Below are 8,957 nucleotides of genomic sequence, written 5' to 3' on the forward strand. Positions count from 1 at the left end.
TGACGCAATGTCTTTGGCTTCGTTTGCACTACCGCCGATCTCTCTCAATCGTCGACAAGTCTTGTTTGGCGGGAGCACGGCTGCTGCCGGTTTGGTGTTGCCTTCCCTGGCGGTTGCGCAGACGAAACTGACGATTACCGAAGGCAACGTCGCGCCGCTGCCGATCGCGATCCCGAACTTCGTCGCGGGCTCACCGTCCGACGGCGAGGTCGGTGTTGGTGTCGCTCAGGTCATCACCAACAATCTCAAGCGCAGCGGGCTGTTTGCGCCGATCGACCAGGCCGCGTTCATCGAGCGCATCACCAACATCGACATGGCGCCGCAATTTCAGAACTGGAAAACCATCAACGCGCAGGCGCTGGTCACCGGCCGCATGACGCGGCAGCCGGACGGGCGCCTCAAGGCCGAGTTCCGGCTGTGGGACATCGCCTCCGGCCAGCAGCTCACGGGGCAGCAATATTTCACCTCGCCGGAATATTGGCGGCGCATTGCCCACATCATCTCCGACCAGATCTACGAGCGGCTTACCGGCGACAAGGGCTATTTCGACAGCCGCGTCGTCTTCGTCGACGAGACCGGCGCCAAGGAGCGCCGCGTCAAGCGGCTCGCGATCATGGACCAGGATGGCGCCAACGTGCGCTATCTGACGCGCGGCTCCGACCTGGTGCTGACGCCGCGCTTCTCGCCGAATTCGCAGGAAATCACCTACATGGAGTTCGGCCAGGGCGATCCGCGCGTCTATCTGTTCAACATCGAGAGCGGACAGCGCGAGATCGTCGGCAACTTTCCGGGCATGAGCTTCGCGCCTCGGTTTTCGCCGGACGGCCAACGCGTCATCATGAGCCTGCAGCAGGGCGGCAATTCCAACCTGTTCGTGATGGACTTGCGCTCGCGCGCCACCACGCGCCTGACCGATACGCCGGCGATCGACACCTCCCCGTCCTATTCGCCCGACGGCAGCCGGATCTGCTTCGAATCGGACCGCGGCGGCAAGCCGCAGATCTACGTGATGGCGGCCAGCGGGGGCCCCGCCCAGCGCATCTCCTTCTCCAAGGACGACACCAGCGGCAGCTACTCGACGCCGGTGTGGTCGCCGCGCGGTGACTACATCGCCTTCACCAAGCAGGGCGGCGGTCAGTTTGCGGTCGGTATTATGAAACCGGATGGCTCGGGCGAGCGCATCCTCACCTCGGGCTTCCACAATGAAGGTCCGACCTTCGCGCCGAACGGCCGTGTCGTCATGTTCTTCCGCGATCCCGGCGGCAACAGCGGGCCCTCGCTCTACACTGTCGATATTTCCGGGCGGAACGAGCAGAAGGTGCCGACTCCCGGCTATGCGTCGGATCCCGCTTGGTCGCCCTTGCTCACAACTTCGGGGTGAGCCGTATTTGCTCACGATTCCGAAAAAGCCGCGCCGTTTTTTCCAAATCTTGGGGGTGCGGCAATCTTTCCTTCATCCTGAGCTCGGCAGATATTCCCTAGTTCGTTGATTCGGCGCGAAAATTCCGATTTTCGGAGTGCCGAAAGAACTCGCCTTTAACGATATTCGCTCAGAAAGACTTCATCAGAGGTAGGTAAAACTGCGCGCTGGGATAGCAGGCATATAGCGCAAGATGCAGGTTACAAAGCAGAGCGTAGAGCCGGATCAGAAAGCTTCGCCGCAGATTTCCGCGGCGTTGATCGATTCGCTTTTCCAAGATCCAGGTCCGCTCTTTGCTGGTGCGTTGTGCGCGGCCGTCGCCGCTTTGATGACGGCTATCAAGACCGAAAGTGCCTGGCTTTGGCCCTGCGTCGCACTCCTGGTCATCAGTGGTGCCGGCCGCGCCATCGATATTCGTCGCTACCAGAAGCAACGGTCGAAGTTATCTCCAAAGGCAATTATCCTCTGGGAAGTTCGTTACCAGATCGGCGCAATGCTCTATGCTGGCGCGCTTGGCCTGTGGTGTATCATCGTGTTGCTGGGCAGCGAAGATAGCGCCGCACACATGATCGCGACGGCCGTGACGTTGTGCTACGTCGCGGCAGGCAGTGGGCGCACCTATGGCCGTCCCTGGATCTTTCATGTCCAGATGCTGCTCGCCATCGGACCGATGACGCTTGGGCTGGCCCTGCACGGCAGTCCCTACTACGTCATTATGGCGTTGCTCAATATCCTGTTCTTCTTCGCCCTAAAGCACATTTCGACTAGCCTGCAGAAGATGTTTGTGCGCGCCCTGATCGCGCGCGAGCGAGAGGCTGCGCTGGCTAATCAGTTCGATACTGCACTGAACAACATGCCTCATGGCCTTTGTATGTTCCGCGAGGATGGAAGGCTCGCGGTCATGAACCATCGGTTCGGTGAGATGATGCAGCTCTCCGATGACTTCGTGGCGCACGGCGCCACCGCTGCCGATATCGTCAACGCCTGTTTTGCCAACGCATCGATTTCGCAGGAGAGCGGCGAGATGATCCTCGCCGAGATCGAAGGCGCGGAACCGCGGGAGCTGATCACCACTGATACCGACTTTATGCGAGGACGTTCGCTGTGCTGGAAGTTCCAGCCGATGGCGGACGGCGGCACCGTCGTGCTCCTCGAGGACATCACCGAGCGCAAGAACGCGGAGGCAAGGATCACCCACCTTGCGCGCTACGACGACCTGACGGCGCTGCCGAACCGGGTCAATTTCCGCGACGAACTCGAGCGGCTTCTGACCATCTCCCAGAACGCCGAGCACCTCTCGGCATTGCTGTTCATCGATCTTGACCAGTTCAAGCAGGTCAATGACACGCTAGGCCACCCCTGCGGCGACCAGCTGCTGTGCGCGGTCGCCAATCGCCTGCGCGAGATGCTGCGTCCGGAGGACTTCGTGGCGCGCTTCGGCGGCGACGAATTCGTGGTGTTCCAGCAGAACATCAATTCGACCGACGAGGCGGCGAACCTGGCGCGCCGCGTCGTGGACCGCCTGAGCGAGCGCTACAGGATCGACAACCACCTCGTGGAGATCGGTGCGAGCATCGGCATTGCAATTGCCGCGCCGCCCCACAGCACCGGCGCGGACGAGCTTCTCAAGAACGCCGACATGGCGCTCTATCGCGCCAAGTCGGACGGCCGCGGCACCTTCTGCTTCTTCCACGAGGAGATGGCGGCGACGGTGGAGGCGAGGCGCATTCTCGAACTCGATCTGCGCAAGGCGCTCGCCAACGAGGAGTTCGAGCTGTTCTACCAGCCGCTGGTCAATCTGAAATCCGGCAAGATCTCGACGTGCGAGGCGCTGTTGCGCTGGAATCATCCGGTGCGCGGCACGGTTTCCCCGGTCGAGATCGTTCCGGTGGCGGAGGACATGGGCCTGATCGTGGATCTCGGCCGCTGGATCCTGCGCAAGGCATGCATGGAATGCGTGAAGTGGCCCGAGGAAGTCAGCGTCGCGGTCAACTTCTCGCCGCAACAGTTCCATCAGCGCGATGTGCTCAGCGAGATTCGCTATGCGCTCGAGGTCTCCGGGCTGCCGGCGCATCGGCTCGAAATCGAGATCACCGAATCCTCGCTGTTGCGCAACACCCAGCTCACGCATGATGTATTGTCGCAGCTGCGCACGCTCGGCGTGCGCATTTCACTCGACGATTTCGGCACCGGATATTCGAGCCTCAGCTACCTGCATAACTTCCCGCTGCAGAAGGTGAAGATCGACCGTTCCTTCCTCGAAGGCATCGATACCGACCGGCCGCTGACGCTGCTGCGCGGGGTGGCGCGCCTTTCCGCCGATCTCGGCATGTCGGTGGTGGTCGAAGGCATCGAGACCAACGAACAGCTCGAACTGATCAGCGCCGACGGTACCATCACGGAAGCACAAGGATACCTGTTCAGCCGCCCCGTTCCCGCGGTTCGCGTGCGCCAGCTGCTGAATGCTTCGCACGGCCGCCGGGAGGGGCAAGATCACCTCGGATTGTCTTCCCGCTCAATCGCGTAGAACGTCTGAGAACATCGTCCGTCGAGGGATACCCCGCGTATTCTCACTGGCGGTTAACCCTAATAACCCCTTGGCTTTGCAATCCCATTAACAAGCTGTTAATCTTCTTTGTCGCGCGTGGAAGTTGTGTGCCGTGGGGAGTACGAGTCAATGAGAGCTGCTGCTCAAAAGGTAGCCCCGGTTTTCGAGCGTAGCTCTTATCCACTTGAGCATGTAGATTATCGCCTGGTCGAAACTCCTGAAGAGAAGGACGACATCTATCGCCTTCGTTACCGGGCCTATCTGCGCGAGGGAGCCATTCTGTCATCGGAGTCCGAGCGGGTCACCGACCGTTATGATGACTTGCCCAACAACTTTACGTTCGCAGTGTACATTCGCGGCGAACTGTACAGTTCGATCCGCATCAGCGTGCTGACGTCCAAGTGGCGAGGTTCTCCCTCGTCGGAAATGTTTGCTGATCTGATTCATCCCGAACTGGAGCGCGGAAAAGTCATCATCGATCCGACTCGCTTTGTCGCGGATCCCGACAAAGTGAGGCGATTTCCGGAACTGCCTTACGTCACCGTGCGCCTTGGCTACGTAGCCTGTGGACATTTCAATGCGGACATCGGTCTAGCCAACGTTCGGCCTGAGCACCGCGCTTTTTATCGCAAGGTGTTCCTGCAAGAGCCTTGGGGGCAGCCGCGGCTATATCCGGGCCTGATCAAGCCGGTCGGGCTCGTCGCCGCTCATTATCCAAGCATCCGCGAAAAAGTCTTCGGACGATTCCCCTATATGAGGTCGAGCGCGTTCGAGCGTCGAATGCTGTTCCAACGTCGGACGGGCGGCGAGCTCTCCTTGTTCGACGAGGGCCCGTTTGAGCGCGCTTCGGTTGTCCCGCTGGACTAACTTTTCCACACCCGAAAGACCTGAAGGTGCCTGGCTGGAGGTTCCGGGGATCAACGGGCTTTGCGCCTGATCGAGCATATCCGCACCGCTTCGGCCTTTCAGCGCTCAGAACCGGCCTTGCCTTCACCCTCGCGCCACATTTACAACGCATTAACCATCGCTGTTGCTTTTGGCCGTTTGGGGGCATTTGATAGGGATTGGCAACATCCCATCAAGGTTGACGGAACGTTCGCTTAACCAACCCTCTGTAGACCGGTTAGCAGTTGTAAAACGCGAGCGTGGAGGCTCCGGAATGAGATATCCTATGCGTATCCTCCAGGGATTGAAGTTGGCTGCGGTGCTCGCGGTCGCATTGTCGATGGGCGCCTGCGCCAACAAGAACATGGGCGCCGATGCGATGGCCAGCGCGGCGACGCCGGGTAGCCAGCAGGATTTCGTGGTCAATGTGGGCGACCGCGTGTTCTTCGAGAGCGACCAGACCGATTTGACGCCGCAGGCGGTCGCCACCCTCGAGAAGCAGGCGCAGTGGCTGCAAACCTATCCGCGCTATACCTTCACCATTGAAGGCCATGCGGACGAGCGTGGCACCCGCGAATACAACATTGCGCTGGGTGCGCGCCGTGCCCAGTCGGTGCGCACCTTCCTGGCTTCGCGCGGCATCGATCCGAATCGCATGCGCACGATCTCCTACGGAAAGGAGCGTCCGGTCGCGGTCTGCAACGATATTTCCTGCTGGTCGCAGAATCGCCGTGCCGTCACTGTGCTGAACGCGAGTTCCTAATTCGCGTGGGCGGCTCAATCGAATTGACCGGTGCCGGCGCCCCTCGGGCGCCGGTCTTGTCTTGGGCCGGACGTTCAGAAAACTCGTTGGTCTCAGTCACATTTTTGGCGTACTCCAGCACTCTATGTGTCGCGCGTCGCTCGGCATGTCGGGCTCGACGCCGGCCGGCGCATCGCTTTCGTCGTCAGGGCAACATGTCATCCAGATTTCAGGGAATCACCGGTACCGTGGCAATTGCCGCGATGCTGTCGCTGTGTACGCCAGGTTTTGCGCAATCGGACGACGCCGAATTGCGGATCGAGCGCCTGGAGAACCAGTTGCGGCAGCTGACCGGACAGAATGAAGAGCTGCAATACCGTAACCGGCAGCTCGAGGAGCGGATCCGGCAGCTCGAGAGCGGTGCACCGCCCCAGGCTGGCCAAGCACCCGGGCAAGCGCCAATCCAGCCCAGCGTCGCCGCTGCGCCGCCTGTTCAGCCAGCTCCGACCTATCGCCAACCGCCGGCCCAGCCGACGCATGAGCCGCAGGTCGCCGCGCCGGCCCCGATCGTGCAGGAGCCGGCGGCAGCCGGACCACCCGGCACCCGGCGCCGCGGCGATGCCTTCGATCCGACCCAGAATCCGAACGCCGCGGGCGCGCCGCGTGCGCTTGGCGGCGGTCAGCTGCCGATGCCGGCCGAGGCGCCGGTTGGCGCACCCGGTGGACGCGGTGCGGGCGAACCGCTCGATCTCGCCAATACCGGTCGTGCGGGCCCGCCGCAGGCTGGCTATCAACAAGGCGGCTATCAGCAGGGAGTTGCAGTGCCTGCGCCGCAAGGCTCTCCGGCGGCCCCTGGTGGGCTCGTCACCGCCCCGCCCTCGCAGACGCCGCGGGACGAATACGATCTCGGCATCGGCTACATGCAGCGCAAGGATTATGCGCTCGCCGAGCAGACGATGAAGGGCTTCGCGCAGCGCTATCCGAACGATCCGCTGGTCGGTGACTCCCAGTACTGGCTCGGCGAGAGCTATTTTCAGCGCCAGCAATATCGCGATGCCGCCGAGACCTTCCTCGGCGTCACCACCAAGCACGACAAATCCGCGAAAGCCGCCGATGCGCTGCTTCGGCTCGGACAGTCGCTTGCCGCGCTGAAGGAGAAGGAAGCGGCGTGCGCCGCGTTCGGGGAGATCGGGCGGAAATATCCGCGCGCCTCGGCGGGTGTCAAAGCGGCCGTCGATCGCGAGCAGAAGCGCGTGAAGTGCTGAGCCGGCTGCGCGCTAAGCTGGATGGCGCTTCCGCGCCCTTCTCGCGTAAGATGGGCTAGCCATTCTGCGGCAACGCCATGTCGGACGACGAAATTTCCCCGATCTCGGCCCGTGAGGCCAAACGCCTGTTTGCGGACTGGACGACGGCGCCGGCCCTTGTGCTCGCGGTCTCGGGAGGTCCGGATTCGGTCGCGCTGATGTGGCTTGCGGCGCGCTGGCGCCGTGGCCTTGCGCGTGGTCCGCGTCTTGTCGCCGTGACGGTTGATCATGGTTTGCGACCCGAAGCGGCGCGTGAGGCGCGCGAGGTCAAGCGGCTGGCACGCGCGCTCGATGTCCCGCACCGGACGATGCGCTGGACGGGGGACAAGCCAAGGACCGGTCTGCCGGCCGCGGCACGGGCAGCGCGCTATCGCCTGCTGGCGCAGGCCGCGCGCGCGAGCGGCGCCAACCACATCCTGACGGCGCACACGCGCGACGACCAGGCCGAGACGGTCCTGATGCGGCTGTTGCGCGGCAGCGGCGTTGCGGGGCTTTCCGCCATGGCGCGGCTTTCCGAGCGCGAGGGCCTGGTGCTGGCGCGTCCGTTCCTCGACGTTCCGAAGTCGCAGCTGATCGCTACGCTGCGGCGGGCCCGGGTCAGCTTTGCCGATGATCCGACCAACCGCGACACCGCCTATACGCGTCCTCGCTTGCGAGCGCTGTTGCCTGCGCTCGCCGCCGAGGGCGCCAGCGTCGACAACCTCGCGCGGCTCGCCGCGCGGTTGGCCAGGGCCAACGCAGCCGTGGAGGTGCTCGCCGACGGCGCCCAGCGCTTTCTGGCGCTGCGCGATCAGGCCGGTTCGCATCCCGGCTCGGGCGTCAGAAGTTTTGACGCACAGGCTTTTGCCGCATTGCCGGAGGAAATCCGGCTGCGCTTGCTGCTGCGGGCGATCAACGCAGTCGGTCATGAGGGGCCGGCGGAACTCGGCAAGGTCGAAACCCTGCTTGCCGCGCTCGACCGTGCCGCGGCCGAAAGCGACGGCAGGCGCCGGCCGGCGCGGGGTCAGTCCCGGCTGAAACAGACCCTCGCGGGCGCGTTGATCAGCCTCGACAAGGGACGGATCCATGTCGAGCCGGCGCCGGCCCGGCGCAGACCGAGGGGCGGACCATAGCACCGGCCATCCGGCGCCCGTCAGACCACCTTAACCACCCCGAAAAGGCCGGACATTCGCCGCCATCATTTCAGCCGGAATCACGGTAGGATGGGTTAAATAGTCCCATGTAGTTCCCTTGGCAGCGACTGGGCCGGCACCTAGATTGTATGCATCTGATAGAGAGGATTCCTGGGGATTTCCTCTGCCTGCCCTGGAACAGGGCCGCGATCCGCGCGACCAAGAAGGAAGATCGATGAACGCCAATCTGCGCAATTTCGCCCTCTGGGTCATCATTGTCTTGCTGCTGCTGGCGTTATTCACGCTCTTCCAGAACCCGGGTCAGCGCGCCTCCTCTCAGGACATCTCGTTCTCGCAGCTTCTGACTGAAGTCGATCAGGGCCACGTCCGCGACGTCCTGATCCAGGGGCCGGAAATTCACGGCACCTTTACCAACGGCTCGAGCTTCCAGACCTATGCGCCGAACGATCCGACGCTGGTCTCGCGCCTCTACAACGGCAAGGTTTCGATCACGGCCAAGCCGCCCGGCGACAACGTGCCGTGGTTCGTGTCGCTGCTCGTCTCGTGGCTGCCCTTCATCGCGCTGATCGGCGTGTGGATTTTCCTGTCACGCCAGATGCAGGGCGGCGCCGGCAAGGCGATGGGCTTCGGAAAGTCGCGCGCCAAGATGCTGACGGAAGCGCATGGCCGCGTCACCTTTGAGGACGTCGCCGGCGTCGACGAGGCCAAGCAGGACCTGCAGGAGATCGTCGAATTCCTGCGCGATCCCGGCAAGTTCCAGCGCCTGGGCGGACGCATTCCGCGCGGCGTGCTGCTGGTCGGCCCGCCCGGCACCGGCAAGACGCTGATCGCCCGTGCTGTGGCCGGCGAACCCAACGTGCCGTTCTTCCCCATTTCGGGCTCTGACTTCGTCGAGATGTTCGTCGGCGTCGGTGCTTCGCGCGTC

General features: G+C 63.0%; 7 protein-coding genes. All 7 read left to right on the forward strand.

Going from position 1 to position 8,957, the window contains the following annotated elements; all coding sequences use genetic code 11:
- The first annotated feature begins 7 nt into the window (after positions 1-7).
- Positions 8-1,381, forward strand: coding sequence for a Tol-Pal system beta propeller repeat protein TolB (gene tolB, locus HY852_RS11065; protein WP_291604694.1), 1,374 nt, complete (start codon positions 8-10; stop codon positions 1,379-1,381).
- Between the two features lie 232 nt (positions 1,382-1,613).
- Entirely contained in the window at positions 1,614-3,947 is a 2,334-nt protein-coding gene (locus HY852_RS11070) for an EAL domain-containing protein (RefSeq protein ID WP_291604695.1), read from the forward strand.
- Positions 3,948-4,097: 150 nt separating this feature from the next.
- Positions 4,098-4,835, forward strand: coding sequence for a hypothetical protein (locus HY852_RS11075; RefSeq protein ID WP_291604696.1), 738 nt, complete (start codon positions 4,098-4,100; stop codon positions 4,833-4,835).
- Between the two features lie 292 nt (positions 4,836-5,127).
- Positions 5,128-5,616: a peptidoglycan-associated lipoprotein Pal gene (gene pal / locus HY852_RS11080; protein WP_291604697.1), complete on the forward strand. Its 489-nt coding sequence runs from the start codon at positions 5,128-5,130 to the stop codon at positions 5,614-5,616.
- 194 nt (positions 5,617-5,810) lie between these two features.
- The gene (ybgF, locus tag HY852_RS11085) at positions 5,811-6,860 is read left to right on the forward strand and encodes a tol-pal system protein YbgF (protein ID WP_291604698.1); all 1,050 of its coding nucleotides are present in this window, start codon (positions 5,811-5,813) and stop codon (positions 6,858-6,860) included.
- Between the two features lie 77 nt (positions 6,861-6,937).
- Positions 6,938-8,011 (forward strand): tRNA lysidine(34) synthetase TilS, encoded by a 1,074-nt coding sequence (gene tilS, locus HY852_RS11090; RefSeq protein WP_291604699.1) that lies wholly within the window; start codon positions 6,938-6,940, stop codon positions 8,009-8,011.
- Between the two features lie 235 nt (positions 8,012-8,246).
- Positions 8,247-8,957, forward strand: a 711-nt coding sequence (locus tag HY852_RS11095; RefSeq protein ID WP_291604700.1) for an ATP-dependent metallopeptidase FtsH/Yme1/Tma family protein, incomplete at its 3' end; no start/stop codon positions are given.

Source organism: Bradyrhizobium sp. (assembly GCF_016213215.1).
GTDB lineage: Bacteria > Pseudomonadota > Alphaproteobacteria > Rhizobiales > Xanthobacteraceae > Bradyrhizobium.

Bases quoted from the DNA above. Each gene is read 5' to 3' on its own strand.
- HY852_RS11075 (WP_291604696.1), top strand. From the start codon at position 4,098: ATGAGAGCTGCTGCTCAAAAGGTAGCCCCGGTTTTCGAGCGTAGCTCT.
- pal (WP_291604697.1), top strand. From the start codon at position 5,128: ATGAGATATCCTATGCGTATCCTCCAGGGATTGAAGTTGGCTGCGGTG.
- tilS (WP_291604699.1), top strand. From the start codon at position 6,938: ATGTCGGACGACGAAATTTCCCCGATCTCGGCCCGTGAGGCCAAACGC.
- HY852_RS11070 (WP_291604695.1), top strand. From the start codon at position 1,614: ATGCAGGTTACAAAGCAGAGCGTAGAGCCGGATCAGAAAGCTTCGCCG.
- ybgF (WP_291604698.1), top strand. From the start codon at position 5,811: ATGTCATCCAGATTTCAGGGAATCACCGGTACCGTGGCAATTGCCGCG.
- tolB (WP_291604694.1), top strand. From the start codon at position 8: ATGTCTTTGGCTTCGTTTGCACTACCGCCGATCTCTCTCAATCGTCGA.